We start from the raw sequence: 13,883 nt of genomic DNA, 5'->3' as shown, positions 1-13,883 counted from the left end.
ACACTTCATTTCCTGCAATAGTCGGGAAATATGCAAAACGGAATAGGGAAACTGTTTATCGGTCAATCGAGGATGACCGTTTTGGGAGGTTGAAAGCAATGGTAACACGTCTTGCTCTGCTCGGTGCTGGTCGTATCGGCAAAGTACATGCGGCTGCAATTGCATCGGACAGGCGGGCGCAACTTGTCGCTGTTGCAGACGCCAACCCTGATGCAGCCAAAGCAATCGCTGATGCAGCAGGCGCGGAAGTGCGCACCATCGACGAGATTGAAAAATCAGCCGATGTGGATGCAGTGCTGATCTGCACACCCACCAACACTCATGCCGATCTGATTGAGCGTTTCTCCCGTGCTGGCAAAGCCGTGTTTTGCGAAAAGCCGATCGATCTCAACATTGAGCGCGTGCAGGCTTGTCTTGGCGTTATCAAAGAAACCGGCGGTAAGGTTATGCTCGGCTTCAACCGCCGTTTCGATCCGCATTTTGCGGCAGTGCGCAAGGCGATTGACGATGGGCGGATTGGCAAGGTGGAAATGGTCACGATCACCAGCCGCGATCCGGGTGCGCCGCCTGCGGAATATATCAAGGTTTCTGGCGGTATTTTCCGCGATATGACAATTCATGATTTTGACATGGCGCGTTTTCTGCTGAGCGAAGAGATTGAAACTGTATCAGCCTCTGCTTCAGTTCTGGTCGATCCAAAAATCGGTGAGCTTGGTGATTTCGATAGTGCCAGCGTAATCCTGACCACAGCGTCCGGTCGTCAGTGTGTAATTTCCAATTCGCGCCGAGCTTCCTATGGTTATGATCAGCGCATCGAAGTGCATGGGTCGGAAGGTGCAGTTTCTGCAGAAAACCAGCGTCCGGTTTCCATCGAAGTGGCTTCAAAGGATGGTTATACACGCCCGCCGCTGCACGATTTCTTCATGACGCGCTACACGGATGCTTATGCTGCTGAAATCACCTCGTTCATTGATGCAATTGATGGCGGCAAGGCACCCAAACCGTCAGCGGATGACGGTTTGAAAGCCCTGGCGCTTGCAGAAGCAGCCCTTCTTTCGGTGAAAGAAGGGCGCGCTGTGAAAGTTGCGGAAGTTCTGGTCTAAGCACGCATTTTCATTTGCCTTTTTTCGAAATCGGTTGCGATATGCGAACATGGCTTATGAAATAGACACGCTGCCGCTCGACGCGCTTTTTGTGCCTGTGGCCAATGCCACAGCCGCACTTACAAGGCTTGACGAGCGGCTTTCCCGTTCTCCGATCCGCGATGGTATGCTGGAGCGTATGCATTTCCAGGATGCGGTTGCTTCCATGTGGCTTGAAGGTGAATTGGTCCATCTGGAAGACCTTGTTCTCCATGATGCACTTATGGATAGCCGCACGCCAAGTCATGCGCTGACAATCGCTCATTCCGTGTTGCGTTTGCGCAGGCAGATTGCAAGCCGCTCGGCGAGCTGGGCTTTAAGTGCTGCCGGTATCCAGCAATTGCTGGGCCGCAGTATCGACGTGCGCACGGAAATGACCAAAGACTATGACGAACCGATGCCGGGCGATAGCGACCCTCTGTTTGACGATATTGATGCTCTGCTGGCTCGCACGGATGCTCTGCTCAAAGGGGTTGTTCAGGAAAAGCCAACGCGGCAATCGCCAGAGATCGATCCACTTCTTTATGATGATGACTGGAATGAAGAAGCGCGCTTGCAGGAATGGCGCGATGTCTTTGATAAAACTGCCGGTTTGCCACCGCTTTTGCGTGCAGCATTGGTGCATGATGCGTGGTTTTCTCTGGAGGTGGTACAGCGTTCATCATGGGTTGGCCGCTTGCTCACAGCGGCTTTTCTGCGCCAGTCAGCTATTGCCACAGGGCATTTGCCAGCGCTGAGTATCGGCTTGCGTCTTAAAAGACCAGACGAGCGTCGTGCGCAAAGCCGGCTTGTCAGGTTGAAAACTTTCTTGGCGTCCATAGAGGAAGGCGCAGAGGTGAGTATGAAAGAGCATGACCGGCTAATGCTTGCTCGTGAGCAGATGCAGCGCAAGCTCAAGGGCCGTCGTTCCAACTCGCGGCTCCCCCAGCTCGTTGATATGATAATACGAAGTCCGCTTGTCTCAACGCAGATGGTTGAGAAAGAGCTTGAAGTGACTTCACAGGGGGCGCTCAAGCTGATCGTCGATCTTAATTTGCGGGAAATTACAGGCCGCGGACGTTTTCGTGCCTGGGGTCTTTTGTAGCCTATCTTTTCATGCATTTGCTGCGCAGATGGGCCGCGAAAAGCTGAAACTCATTGCGCCGTGCGGCATTTGCCCGCCATACCAAAGCAAGTGAACGGAAATTATGTTGTCCTTCAAAAGGCACGATGCTGATTTCGCTGCCACGCGTCACACCAGCTTTGATGGCCACCTCTGGCAAAAGCGTGACGCCCATCCCGAATTCAACAAGCTGTACCAGCGTCATGATACTTGTTGCATGAACATCACTGCCAGCCTGTGTGGGTTGCGAGCCAATGGCTGCCATCACGTGCTCGCGTAAGCAGTGGCCTGTTTCAAGCAGGAGAAAAGGCTGATCCTGAAGATCATTTGCGTCGATGCGATCACGGTTAGCAAGCGCATGATCTCTTCGCACTGCAAGAAAAAACGGATCTTTGCCGATTTCCGCAACTTCGAAGTCGTCAAGATCATAGGGATGAGCAACCAGTGCCACATCAAGCGTGCCAGACCGCAGGCTGTCGAGCAAAGTGCGTGTCAGTCCTTCGCGAACGCTTAATTGCAGTTCAGGAAATGCCTGAGCGGTCGCAGGAAGAACTTTTGGTAGCAAAAATGGCGCGATAGACGGAATCACTCCCAATCGAAGACGCGTCGTCAACGGGCGTTCAGCCTGCTTTGCGTATTCGGGCAGCTCTTCAATCGACGCCACAATTTCCTGCGCGCGGTTCAGAAAATCTTCCCCCGCAGGTAGCAATTGCATGCGTCGACCTGTGCGGTCGATGAGAGTGACCCCGATTTCAGCCTCCAAAGCCTGAATGGCAGCACTGAGCGTGGATTGGGTAACGCCAACCGCCTCGGCAGCGCGTGAAAACGATCCTGCTTTCACAAGCGCAATGAAGTAATGGAGTTGGCGCACACTGATGTTGAGCATTTTCTGACACTTGCTTTCATCGTTTTAAACGATGGATTTGATCGTTTTAATCGCTTTGACCGAATGGGTTGGAATGCCTATATATAGGAAGCAAGCAGATAGTTCTGAAATTTCTGAATTTTCTGCATAACAACGAATTTACAGGCAGGTATGAGATGCTCGGTATCGGTGACAAGCTTCCTTCTTTCAAAGTAACTGGCGTAAAGCCTGGCTTCAACTTCCACGAAGAAAATGGCGTTTCGGCTTTTGAAGACATCACCGAAACAAGCTTTGAAGGCAAGTGGAAGGTTATCTTCTTTTATCCTAAGGACTTCACTTTCGTCTGCCCAACGGAAATCGCAGAATTTGCTCGTCTGGCTTCGGATTTTGAAGATCGTGATGCGGTTGTACTCGGCGGTTCGACCGACAACGAATTTGTGAAGCTCGCATGGCGCCGCGATCACAAGGATCTCGACAAGCTGCCAATCTGGTCGTTCGCGGACACCAACGGTTCACTGGTCGATGGCCTCGGCGTTCGTTCACCCGATGGCGTTGCTTACCGCTACACCTTCGTTGTTGATCCCGACAACACGATCCAGCACGTTTACGCAACCAACCTCAATGTTGGTCGCGCTCCGAAGGACACGCTGCGCGTTCTCGACGCTCTGCAGACCGATGAGCTTTGCCCATGCAACCGCGAAGTCGGTGGCGAAACGCTTAAGGCTGCTTAATCTGCCTTCAATTGCATGAGACAAGGCGGGTTAAGGCCCGCCTTTTGTTTATCAAGAGCTGACAAATTAAAGAGGGTTCCATGTCCATTGATGATCTGAAGTCAAAAATCCCGGATTTTGCCAAGGATGTTCGTCTCAATCTTTCCTCTATGGCAAGCGATGAAACGCTGACTCCACAGCAGAAATATGGCCTGTTCATCGCCTGTGGTATTGCTTCGCGCAACGCTGATGTGCGCAAGGCGTTGGTTGCTGAAGCCACTGGGAAAATTGATGCCACAGTTGTTCAGGCTGCAAAATCGGCCGCGACGATCATGGGCATGAACAATGTCTATTATCGTTTCGTGCACCTTGCCACCAATAAAGATTATCGCACCATGCCAGCCAAGCTGCGCATGAATGTGATTGGTAATCCGGGTGTGGATAAGGTTGATTTCGAACTGTGGTCGCTGGCTGTTTCGGCAATCAATGGTTGTGGCATGTGCATTGATGCGCATGAAGACGTTTTGCGCAAAGCAAACGTGACGGCCGAGGTCATTCACACTGCAGCGCGTTTCGCGTCGATCATTCAGTCGGTTGCCATTGCTCTGGAAGCCGCCGACACCGAATAGGTTTGAGTTCTCCAAAAAAAGCCCGCGCGGAGCGATCCACGCGGGCTTTTTTGTTGCGGTTCAATACAGCTTAGTTGTCGCGCTTGAACGAGATAAATGCGAAGCCAATCAGCGAGACGACGGCAGCAGCAGTCATGTAGTAGCCGACATAGGCAAAGCTATAATGGGTCGCGAGCCACGTTGCGATATAGGGGGCAACCGATGCGCCAAGAATGCCTGCCAGGTTGAAGGTCAGCGAAGCGCCGGTATAGCGAACCGAAGTCGGGAATGGTTCAGCAAGAGCCGCACCAATCGGACCATAGGTCAGCCCCATCAGCCCAAAACCGATTACGAGGAAGAGAAGAACGCCAGCTGTTCCGCTTAAGAACAATGGAGCCATGAGGAAGCCGTACAGACCAATGAGGAGTGTGACGATGATCATCACAGGTCGCATGCCGTATTTATCGGAAAGCAACGCTGCAACCGGAATGGTGAGGCCGAAGAAGATCACACCGACCATTTGCAAGATCAAAAACTCTTCACGGCTATAACCGAGTGCACGCGTGCCCCAACCAAGCGAAAACACGGTCATGAGGTAGAACAGAACGAAAGTTGCAACAGCGCCGATCGTTCCGAGGAACAGGCTTGCCTTATGCTTTTTGAAAAGTGTTGCGACGGGAACTTCAACGCGTTCAGCCTTGTCGATCGCCTTCTGGAATTCCGGCGTTTCAGCAATCTTCAGACGGATGAAGAGGCCAACACCAACCAGCAAAGCGCTCGCGATGAAGGGAATACGCCAGCCGAACGACATGAACTGTTCTTCAGTCAGGAACTCGGCAAGGATCAGGAAGATGCCTGTTGCGAGAATGAAGCCGACAGGCGCACCGAGCTGTGGGAACATACCGTACCATGTACGCTTGCCTTCCGGCGCATTTTCGGTTGCGAGCAGGACTGCGCCGCCCCATTCGCCACCAAGGCCAAGGCCCTGACCCAGACGGCAGAGAGCAAGCAGGAGAGCCGCCCATACGCCGATGGATTCATAAGTAGGCAGGAAACCGATGGCGACTGTAGAAATACCCATTGTCATCAGGGCTGCGACGAGCGTTGCCTTGCGGCCCACTTTGTCACCAAAGTGACCGAAAAGAGCGCCACCAATAGGTCGTGCAAAAAAGGCAATCGCAAAGGTTGCGAGCGACTGCAGCAGCGCGGAGTTGCCGTCACTGGCCGGGAAGAAAAGGTGCGGGAAAACGATAACCGCAGCCGTTGCATAAATATAAAAATCAAAGAATTCGATTGTTGTGCCGATCATGCTCGCGGCTAGAACGCGGCGCGCAGAATTTTTCTTCGGAACAACTGCCTGAGCTACAGTCATTGTTTCTATCCATATTTGTGGGCCGATAAATGTGTGGGGGGAGGCCCGAGATGTGCCTTCTTAGTGCCACAAAATACGAAACCGCAAGCTTAAAAGGGCTATCACGTAATTTTCTGATTTCGAATGTGGTGTTTTCGAAACAAAATGAACGCATGAGGTAATTTCAGGGAAAATGTCTACGGCCTTTCAATTGCCTTAAGCCAGCCTTAAGCTGAAACTCAGAACATGGAATCACTATGACTGTGCAAGCGTTCAGACGCAGCAATATTGGTATGCGTTTTCGCAAACATTCTGTTTTGCGTATACCTTCCCGTATGCTGATTGCTCTGTTCTCGTTGTTGTTTCTGGTTTCAACCCAGCTTTGTTATGCCATGGCGCATGATCGACCGCAGACGATAACTTTCACTGACTGTCACACGACTGTGCCGGTTGCAAAGCATGATGGTGGGCATTCAATGCCGATGGATCATGGCAAGAAGGCATCTGCCACCTGCGTAATGATGAGCTGTGGCGGCATCATACAGTTTAACTCCAGTGTCGCTTTGTTCACGCCCGATCACGAATTCGGCCTGCCGCCACGCGTCGCAGCATTGAACAGCAGCGATCCCTTCGGCGTTCTTCGACCTCCAATATCCAGCCAGATCTGATCTTTTGAAATGCTGTCGGTTTTTCGGCAGCAATGAGCGCATCGTGAAGTTTTCGATGCGCATTGATAGAGATTTATCTGGAGAATGATTATGAATAATATGACTCGCCGTCGTCTTTTGACGCTTGGAGTAAGTGCTGCTGCCTTATCCATCGTCCGGCCTTTTGAGACGTTTGCGCAAGGCACCCATCAGCATCACATGCAGCACGGTGCAGCCAGCACACAGGCAACAGTGCAGACTTTGCCTATTCCGACTTTAATTGAACCCGATGCAGCCGGTGTGGTGAAGCTGACTGTCCAGAAGGGCCGCCATGCTTTCACGCAAGGCAGCGATGCAGCATCTGCCGGAATAAATGGCACCTATCTTGGGCCGGTCGTTCGCCTTAAAAACGGTGAAGCTGTCACGCTTTCAGTCGAGAACGGTATGGATGAAGGCACAACGCTTCATTGGCATGGTCTTTTCGTTCCATCAGCTCTTGATGGTGGGCCGCATAATGTCATTGCCGCAGGCACTCGCTGGGAGCCGAAAATTACGGTCAACCAGCCCGCTTCGTTCAATTGGTTTCATCCGCATCTGCATGGTGACACTGCGCGACAGGCACATATGGGCATTGCCGGGTTGATGATCGTCAGCGATGGCAAGGATGGTGAGCGCGGTTTGCCTGAAACCTATGGCGTTGATGACATACCGCTCGTTTTGCAGGACCGCAGGGTTATCGATGGCGATAAGGTTTACCAGCCCGACATTATGGACCTGATGCATGGCTTTCGCGGCGACAAGCTCATTGTCAATGGCGTTATTGCGCCGCAAGCGCGCGTTCCCGCCTCAGTCGTTCGATTGCGTATTCTGAACGGTGCCAATGCGCGCAATTTTCATATCCGTCTTAGCGATGACCAACCGTTACAAGTCATCGCGTCGGACGGAGGCTATATAACGGCGCCCGATCCGGTCAAGCGCCTGACAATCAGTCCGGGCGAGCGTTATGAGGTGCTGGTCGATTTTTCCAAATCGAAAGATATAATCGATCTGCTGACAGTCAGTGATGACAGTGGTGGCGACGACCAGCCTTTGATGCAGTTCATCATCGATGACAAAATCGAAGGTGCAATCAAAACCTTACCGGCAAAGCTTGATGGGCCGGAACAGCCGGATGAACAGCTTTCTGTTCGCAGACGGGCATATTTCTTCGATGAGCGTATGGCCGAGAACATGAAGCTTATGATGGGCGGCATGTCGAGCGATCCCCATTTTGGTCACAACATGGCACCCCCCAATATGGCAACTATGAGTGATCATGATATGCATAGCGGGCGAAGCAATGCTGATGCCGGGCCTGCGTTGCAGGCTTTAACATCTGGCGTTCAGATGGCGATTGCGAAGAAGCCTTTCGACATGAACCGTATCGATGCGGAGGTTAAGCTTGGATCGTGGGAGATATGGGAGTTAACGACGAAAGAAATGGCGCATCCATTTCATATTCATGGAGCATCGTTCCGCATCCTTACATTGAATGATGAGGCGCCGCCACAGCATCAATCCGGGTGGAAAGACACGACGCTGATTAACGGCAAGGCAGAAGTTCTTGTGCATTTTGATCGTGACGCGACGCGCGATCACCCGTTTATGTTCCATTGCCATGTGCTGGAGCATGAAGACGTCGGCATGATGGCCCAGTTTGTTACGGTTTAAGTAACGAACTCACTAAATCCAGTGCGCGATATGGAACGGCGGCGGATCGACAACTGGTCTTTCGCCGCCGACCATATCAGCAACCAACCGCCCCTCGCACCCACCTCGCGAAGCCGCTTGGGCTGCATAAGTTTCGAACGGGAGCGATTCTTTTGTTGAAATGCCGTTCTGTAGCAGCTTTATTCGCTGTTTAGCCGCGATATCACCCTCACCGTAAGACGAGACGCTTCGCATTTTGAACGTGTTTAAAGAGAGAGTTTGATTCTCAGCAATTATCCGTGGCTTTTCGCACATAGGTGGGGAGCCTGCGCATCGAACAACATAGACACCGTTGAGCTCGCATAGATGCGGAGTATCAGGAGAAACTTTTTCAATTGTTGCTTCTAATTTACAACAAGTGGAACTTCGAATCGAAGATTATCTAATAGAATCAATAATTTAAATAGGAATCGTACAGAAAAACTGGAGCGGGCGAAGGGATTCGAACCCTCGACCCCAACCTTGGCAAGGTTGTGCTCTACCCCTGAGCTACACCCGCTCGCGCCAGTCTTCTCTGAGAGAAGTCGTTTCCGTTAGGCAGGCGCTATATGGACTAATGATTTGCGGATTGCAACAGGGAATTTTACGTTTCGACGAAGTTATTCACAAAGCTTCAAAAGCGATTGTCCTAAGTGGGTGGCAGTTCCCAGCAGACCGTTGGCTGCGTCACTTCTGGCATGTGGGGCTGGCTATGCGCGTTGACTTCACCAGTTCCAGCCTTGCGAGCGATCAAAGTGTGGATTTGGAGGACTGGCCGACAGCCTGCTGTTAATGCGCGTGGCACATCGTTCTTATCGAATCGTGTCTGCGCGTGCTGGCTTGCCGCATGTTGATCTGTTGGAAATTGTGATCCAGCATATGGAAAACGGTTCTGAGGAAATCAGGCGGTTGGCCATAAAATTCAGAGACATCACTGGAGCCGTTGTAGCAAAAATGCCCAGCTGTTTTGCTTGGTATAATGCGTGAAAACAAACAGATAGAGCATTTTCAATTGCTCAGTCAAAATAGGAAGCGCTTTAGCCAGTAGTTGCCAATTCTCATGTTCTAATCCGCTGAAAGCCCGTCAGGGGACACGCCGTTTTTGCATTGACTGATTTTGTATCCAGGATATTGTGTCCAAAAGTTGGGAGGCTTTTCTTTGGCAGTTTTTGAGTGGCGCAGTCAGACCCGTTTGCTGGACGAAGTGGCTGAAGCACTTCGCGAGCGAATCTATGCGGGCGTTTATGCACCGGGTACGATTCTTCGTCAGGAGCATATGGCTGCTGAATTTGGCATCAGCCGTACACCGCTGCGCGAAGCTTTGCGTGTTCTTGAGCGCGATGGCCTGGTCATTCATTTGCCGGGACGGGGTGTACGTGTGGCTTCTGCCGATCTCACACGCCTCATTGATGCTTATGCCGTGCGTGAAGTGCTTGATGGTGTTACTGCCCGTTTTGCGGCTGAACGGGCGACGGATGCGGATATTGCGGCCCTGCGCGCGCTTGTTGCGGGGCAGGGCGCTGTCGTCGATCCATGGGACCCGAAAGCTTACACGCAGTCCAACGTTGATTTCCATATGGCGATTATGAATGCAGCGGGCAATGACTCACTCATTCCCTTTGTTCCACTTCTTCGAATGACATCCCAGGTGTTTGCGCCGTCTTTTTCACTCTCGGCTGACAGGGCACGTGAGGCGATCCGCGAACATGGCGCAATTGTTGAAGCCATTGCCGCGCGCAATGGCGAAGAAGCCGAAAAGCTGGCGCGGGCACATATTCGCGCAACCACGGCGAGACTGGAGGCTGAAAGACCTCTGCGGGAGAATGAAAATGAAACATGAAAACACAACCAGCGGAGCAGGTCTTCTGCGCTATGGCAATTTCATTGCAGGTCAATGGCAGGACGCTGTTGGTGGCGAGCTTATTACCCTTAAAAACCCTTCTGACGGCAGCGATCTGGCGCTGATTGCACGTGGTACAAAAGCTGATATTGATCTGGCTGTCGCTTCTGCACGTTCAGCACTTTCGGGTGATTGGGGTAAGCTTACGGCAACGGAACGCGGCCGGGTTCTGCATCGCATTTCTGAGGAAGTGCTAAAAAACATCGACCTCCTGACTGATCTGGAATCAAAAGACGTTGGCAAGCCGGTGACGCAGGCACGCGCCGACGTGGTGGCACTGGCGCGCTATCTGGAATTTTACGGCGCTTCCGCCGACAAGGTGCATGGTGACACACTGCCTTATCAAAATGGCTTTACGGTTCTGAGCATCTATGAGCCACATGGTGTGACTGGTCACATCATTCCTTGGAATTATCCGATGCAGATTCTTGGCCGCAGCCTTGGTGCAGCGCTGGCCATGGGCAATGCGGCAGTGGTGAAGCCAGCCGAAGAGGCTTGTCTGACCATTCTTGAGTTTGCGAAAATTGCTGAAAAAGCCGGTCTGCCAACAGGCGCATTGAATATTGTAACCGGGCTTGGTGCGGAAGCGGGCGCGGCTCTGTCCGAACATCCCGACATCAACCACATCTCCTTTACCGGATCTGTCCGAACTGGTGAGGCTGTACAGGCGGCTGCTGCGAAAAACACGGTGCCCGTAACGTTGGAACTTGGCGGCAAGTCGCCACAGATCGTCTTTGCCGATGCGGACCTCGATCGCGCAGTGCCGTTTCTCGTCAATGCCGGCATTCAGAATGCGGGTCAGACCTGTTCTGCTTCATCACGTATTCTTGTCGAACGCAGCATTTACGAAGACGTCATTGCCCGAATGAGTGAACGCTATCGTGCTTTGACAGTTGGACCGGCCAGCACTGATCCCTCTGTTGGCCCAGTTGTGTCGCAGCGTCAGAAGGCAATTGTCGAGAGCTATCTTGCGCTTGCAAAGCAGGATGGTCTGTCCATTGCTGCTCAGGGTGAGATGGTCGCAGATGCGCCGGAAGGTGGAGCCTATGTGCTTCCGACATTGATCCGGGATGTGCCCGCTGATCACCGTTTGGCACAGGAAGAAATTTTCGGTCCGGTGCAGGTTATTCTACCTTTTGATACCGAAGAAGAAGCCATCGCGATTGCCAATGGCACGCACTATGGGCTTGTTTGCGGTATTTGGAGCAATGATGGCAGTCGTCAGTTCCGCCTTGCACACGCTATACATTCCGGTCAGGTGTTCATCAACAATTACGGAGCTGGCGGTGGCATTGAACTGCCATTTGGTGGTGTGAAAAAGTCCGGTCATGGCCGCGAAAAGGGCTTTGAGGCACTTTACGGCTTTGCCTCGCTGAAAACGATCTCCGTGTATCACGGATAAATATCGCAGTTTCAGGAACAATGGGAACCGGTTTCCCGTCTGAAAACGCGCAGGAAATTGCATTTTGGAGAATGACAGTGTCGCTTGAAGGTAAGGTCGCGCTCATTACAGGAGCAGGTTCGGGATTTGGCGAAGGCATGGCGAAGCGCTTTGTTGCAGGCGGCGCGAAGGTCGTTATCGTCGACCGAGATAAAGTGGGAGCCGAACGTGTAGCGGGAGAAATCGGTGATGCAGCACTCGCTGTCGCCGCCGATATTTCGAGCGAAGCGGATGTGGATGCAGCTGTCGAGGCTGCAATTTCAAAATTCGGCAAAGTTGATATTCTGATCAACAATGCCGGTATCGGACATAAGCCGCAAAGTGCTGAACTGGTTGAGCCCGATGAGTTTGATCGCATTCTGGGCGTCAATGTGCGTGGCGTTTACCTTATGACGCGCAGGCTGATTCCGCATTTCAAGGCTAATGGGGAGGGGGTCATCCTCAATGTTGCATCGACAGGCGCGGGGCGTCCGCGGCCGAATCTCGCCTGGTATAATGCCACCAAAGGCTGGGTTGTTTCTGTAACCAAAGCACTTGCAATCGAATTTGCACCGGCAAAAATTCGTGTTGTCGCGCTCAATCCCGTTGCGGGTGAAACACCGCTTCTGACCACATTTATGGGCGAAGACAGCGAAGAAATCCGCAAAAAATTTCGCGATTCCATTCCGATGGGCCGGCTTTTGAAACCTGATGATTTGGCTGAAGCTGCGGCTTTCCTTTGCTCGCCTCAAGCCTCTATGATTACAGGGGTTGCGCTCGACGTGGATGGCGGGCGTTCGATTTAATAATTATAGGAAAAGGGGAGTCATGGGTAAGCTGCTGAAAGCCGGGCTGATAACAGCCACGATGCTGGCATCGATCAACGGTGCTTTTGCAAAAGACACACTGGTGGTTGGCGAAGTGCTGGAGCCGCCGGGCCTTGATCCGACGGCGAATGCTGCAGCTGGTATCAGACAGGTTACCTATGCCAATCTTTATGAAGGTTTGGTGCGTATTGTTGAAGATGGCACCGTCAAACCGCTTCTCGCGGAAAACTGGACGGTGTCCGACGACAAGAAAACCTATACATTCAAGCTGCGCGAAGGCGTGAAGTTTCACGATGGCACGCCGTTTGATTGCGCGGTGGTAAAGTTCTCCTATGAGCGTGCAGTCGCCCCAGATTCCACCAATGCGCAGAAGGGCCTTTTTGAGCCGATCGCAAGCACACAATGTCCTGATTCTGCGACGGCTGTTGTCACCCTCAAACGCCCAAGTTCGAACTTTTTGTTCAATATGGGGTGGGGCGATGCGGTAATGATTGCGCCTAATTCTGCGCCTGACAACAAGACCAAGCCGGTTGGCACGGGTCCGTTCAAGTTCAAGCGCTGGGTACAGGGCGATCGCGTAGAGCTTGAACGCAATCCCGATTATTGGGGCGAGCCTGCAAAGCTCTCAGCCGTCACTTTCCGTTTCATCAGCGATCCATCGGCTGCCGCAGCGGCCATTCTTGCTGGTGACATTGATCTGTTCCCGATGTTTCAGGCACCGGAGCTGATCAGCCGTTTTGAGAGTGATGACAAGCTGCATGTTGAAGTTGGTGATACGGCAGGCAAGGTTCTGCTTTCGCTTAACAATGCTAAAGCACCTTTCGACAATGTAAAAGTTCGTCAGGCACTGGCCCACGCTATCGACAGCAAGGGCCTGATTGAAGGCACTTACGCCGGGTTTGGTACGCCAATCGGATCACATTACGCGCCGGTCGATCCGGGCTATGTCGATTTGTCGGAAACCTATCCTTATGATCCGGCGAAAGCAAAACAGTTGCTGGAAGAGGCCGGTATTCCGGCTGGCACGTCAATCACCATCACGCTCCCACCACCGGCCTATGCGCGTCGTGGCGGCGAGATCATTGCCGCGATGCTGGCAGAAGTCGGTATTCAGGCCAATCTGGTGCCAATGGAATTTGCGCAGTGGCTTGATCAGGTGTTCAAGCGTTCGGATTTTGATGCGACGATCATCGCGCATACCGAACCGCGCGACCTCGATATCTATGCGCGTGATAAGTACTACTTCAACTATAACAGCCCGGAATATAAGGCGCTCTACAAAGCCTATGCCGAAGCTGGCAGTGATGAAGAACAACTCGAACTCGTCAAGAAGCTACAGGAAAAGCTTGCCGCCGATGAGCCGAATATCTTCCTTTATGCGCTGCCAAAAATTGGTGTGTGGAACAAGAACGTGAAGGGTGTGTGGAAGAATATGCCGATCCCGGCGAACGATCTCACACAGGCATACTGGGAAAACTAAAATGGTTTCGCCCCGATGCGTAATGCAAAGGGGCGAATACTGACACGAAGAATGGCTATGCGCTCCATAAAAACAAGGGGAAGGCGCTTGGCAGATTGGAATG

At 52.3% G+C, this 13,883-nt stretch carries 12 protein-coding genes and 1 tRNA gene; 10 read left to right on the top strand and 3 right to left on the bottom strand.

From position 1 onward, the window contains the following. Positions 1 to 98 precede the first annotated feature (98 nt). On the top strand, positions 99 to 1,103 hold the full coding sequence (gene iolG, locus ABE527_RS09845) for an inositol 2-dehydrogenase (RefSeq protein WP_499696805.1): 1,005 nt from the start codon (positions 99 to 101) through the stop codon (positions 1,101 to 1,103). A gap of 49 nt (positions 1,104 to 1,152) precedes the next feature. Further along, the gene (locus ABE527_RS09840) at positions 1,153 to 2,226 is read left to right on the top strand and encodes an RHE_PE00001 family protein (RefSeq protein WP_265984298.1); all 1,074 of its coding nucleotides are present in this window, start codon (positions 1,153 to 1,155) and stop codon (positions 2,224 to 2,226) included. A gap of 1 nt (position 2,227) precedes the next feature. Here ABE527_RS09840 and ABE527_RS09835 read toward each other — a convergent pair whose 3' ends face one another. Beyond that, positions 2,228 to 3,130: a hydrogen peroxide-inducible genes activator gene (locus tag ABE527_RS09835; RefSeq protein WP_265984297.1), complete on the bottom strand. Its 903-nt coding sequence runs from the start codon at positions 3,128 to 3,130 to the stop codon at positions 2,228 to 2,230. Positions 3,131 to 3,285: 155 nt separating this feature from the next. On the opposite strand from ABE527_RS09835, the gene ABE527_RS09830 reads away from it, so the two are divergent. Continuing rightward, positions 3,286 to 3,840 (top strand): peroxiredoxin, encoded by a 555-nt coding sequence (locus ABE527_RS09830; RefSeq protein ID WP_265984295.1) that lies wholly within the window; start codon positions 3,286 to 3,288, stop codon positions 3,838 to 3,840. An 80-nt stretch (positions 3,841 to 3,920) separates the two neighbouring features. Further along, positions 3,921 to 4,448: an alkylhydroperoxidase, AhpD family gene (gene ahpD, locus ABE527_RS09825; protein WP_265984294.1), complete on the top strand. Its 528-nt coding sequence runs from the start codon at positions 3,921 to 3,923 to the stop codon at positions 4,446 to 4,448. Between the two features lie 70 nt (positions 4,449 to 4,518). Here the strand turns inward: ahpD and ABE527_RS09820 are convergent, their stop codons facing one another. After that, positions 4,519 to 5,799, bottom strand: a complete 1,281-nt coding sequence (locus tag ABE527_RS09820) for an MFS transporter (protein WP_265984292.1) — start codon at positions 5,797 to 5,799, stop codon at positions 4,519 to 4,521. Positions 5,800 to 6,035: 236 nt separating this feature from the next. Here ABE527_RS09820 and ABE527_RS09815 point away from each other — a divergent pair, with 236 nt between their 5' ends. Both ABE527_RS09815 and cueO read left to right on the top strand, forming a co-directional pair. Continuing rightward, positions 6,036 to 6,446, top strand: coding sequence for a hypothetical protein (locus ABE527_RS09815; RefSeq protein ID WP_499696804.1), 411 nt, complete (start codon positions 6,036 to 6,038; stop codon positions 6,444 to 6,446). Between the two features lie 90 nt (positions 6,447 to 6,536). Further along, the gene (cueO, locus tag ABE527_RS09810) at positions 6,537 to 8,135 is read left to right on the top strand and encodes a multicopper oxidase CueO (protein ID WP_499696803.1); all 1,599 of its coding nucleotides are present in this window, start codon (positions 6,537 to 6,539) and stop codon (positions 8,133 to 8,135) included. Positions 8,136 to 8,598: 463 nt separating this feature from the next. Here the strand turns inward: cueO and ABE527_RS09805 are convergent. Then, a tRNA-Gly gene (locus ABE527_RS09805) sits at positions 8,599 to 8,673 on the bottom strand. A gap of 639 nt (positions 8,674 to 9,312) precedes the next feature. Here ABE527_RS09805 and ABE527_RS09800 point away from each other — a divergent pair. The 4 genes from ABE527_RS09800 (at position 9,313) to ABE527_RS09785 (ending at position 13,780) form a co-directional block, all read left to right on the top strand. Next, positions 9,313 to 9,993, top strand: coding sequence for a GntR family transcriptional regulator (locus tag ABE527_RS09800; protein ID WP_499696802.1), 681 nt, complete (start codon positions 9,313 to 9,315; stop codon positions 9,991 to 9,993). Further along, positions 9,983 to 11,455, top strand: coding sequence for an aldehyde dehydrogenase family protein (locus ABE527_RS09795; RefSeq protein ID WP_499696801.1), 1,473 nt, complete (start codon positions 9,983 to 9,985; stop codon positions 11,453 to 11,455). The genes ABE527_RS09800 and ABE527_RS09795 overlap by 11 nt, the downstream gene beginning before the upstream one ends. Positions 11,456 to 11,532: 77 nt before the next feature. Continuing rightward, positions 11,533 to 12,279: a glucose 1-dehydrogenase gene (locus ABE527_RS09790; protein ID WP_499696800.1), complete on the top strand. Its 747-nt coding sequence runs from the start codon at positions 11,533 to 11,535 to the stop codon at positions 12,277 to 12,279. Positions 12,280 to 12,301: 22 nt separating this feature from the next. Further along, positions 12,302 to 13,780, top strand: a complete 1,479-nt coding sequence (locus ABE527_RS09785) for an ABC transporter substrate-binding protein (protein WP_499696799.1) — start codon at positions 12,302 to 12,304, stop codon at positions 13,778 to 13,780. Positions 13,781 to 13,883: the final 103 nt, after the last annotated feature.

Source organism: Brucella sp. TWI432 (assembly GCF_039674445.1).
GTDB classification, from domain to species: Bacteria; Pseudomonadota; Alphaproteobacteria; order Rhizobiales; family Rhizobiaceae; genus Brucella; species Brucella chromiisoli.
This window is presented reverse-complemented; position numbering and strand designations above follow the sequence as displayed.

What these genes read in the sequence shown, in the direction of transcription:
- ABE527_RS09815 (WP_499696804.1), top strand. Translation starts at nt 6,036, where the DNA reads ATGACTGTGCAAGCGTTCAGACGCAGCAATATTGGTATGCGTTTTCGC.
- ABE527_RS09835 (WP_265984297.1), bottom strand. Translation starts at nt 3,130, where the DNA reads ATGCTCAACATCAGTGTGCGCCAACTCCATTACTTCATTGCGCTTGTG.
- cueO (WP_499696803.1), top strand. Translation starts at nt 6,537, where the DNA reads ATGAATAATATGACTCGCCGTCGTCTTTTGACGCTTGGAGTAAGTGCT.
- ABE527_RS09820 (WP_265984292.1), bottom strand. Translation starts at nt 5,799, where the DNA reads ATGACTGTAGCTCAGGCAGTTGTTCCGAAGAAAAATTCTGCGCGCCGC.
- iolG (WP_499696805.1), top strand. Translation starts at nt 99, where the DNA reads ATGGTAACACGTCTTGCTCTGCTCGGTGCTGGTCGTATCGGCAAAGTA.
- ABE527_RS09830 (WP_265984295.1), top strand. Translation starts at nt 3,286, where the DNA reads ATGCTCGGTATCGGTGACAAGCTTCCTTCTTTCAAAGTAACTGGCGTA.
- ABE527_RS09795 (WP_499696801.1), top strand. Translation starts at nt 9,983, where the DNA reads ATGAAACATGAAAACACAACCAGCGGAGCAGGTCTTCTGCGCTATGGC.
- ABE527_RS09785 (WP_499696799.1), top strand. Translation starts at nt 12,302, where the DNA reads ATGGGTAAGCTGCTGAAAGCCGGGCTGATAACAGCCACGATGCTGGCA.
- ABE527_RS09840 (WP_265984298.1), top strand. Translation starts at nt 1,153, where the DNA reads ATGGCTTATGAAATAGACACGCTGCCGCTCGACGCGCTTTTTGTGCCT.
- ahpD (WP_265984294.1), top strand. Translation starts at nt 3,921, where the DNA reads ATGTCCATTGATGATCTGAAGTCAAAAATCCCGGATTTTGCCAAGGAT.